Raw genomic sequence first — 258 nt, forward strand, 5'->3', positions numbered from 1 at the left:
CTTCACCTTCATCATCTTTCAGCACATAAGGCTCGGTATAGCTTTTGCCGCCCCGTTTTGTTGTTTGCTCCCAGGCATCACGGGCATTATCAACCCTTAATGCCAAAAATTTTACGCCATCGCCATGCTGTGCAATATGTTCGGCAATTTCGTTTCCGGGTTTTAGCGGCGTAGTTAACACAAATGTGAGTTTGTTTTGCCTTATCACATAGCTCACAATATCCTTGCGCCCCGTTTCGGGCCCGGCATAAGCCAGCG

At 48.1% G+C, this 258-nt stretch carries 1 protein-coding gene; it reads right to left on the reverse strand.

The window, feature by feature from the left end:
- Positions 1-258, reverse strand: a 258-nt coding sequence (locus GUI70_RS23675) for a VOC family protein (protein WP_202630620.1), incomplete at both ends; no start/stop codon positions are given.

Origin of the sequence: Deinococcus alpinitundrae (assembly GCF_009982895.1) — a bacterium.
In the GTDB taxonomy this organism is placed as follows: domain Bacteria; phylum Deinococcota; class Deinococci; order Deinococcales; family Deinococcaceae; genus Deinococcus; species Deinococcus alpinitundrae.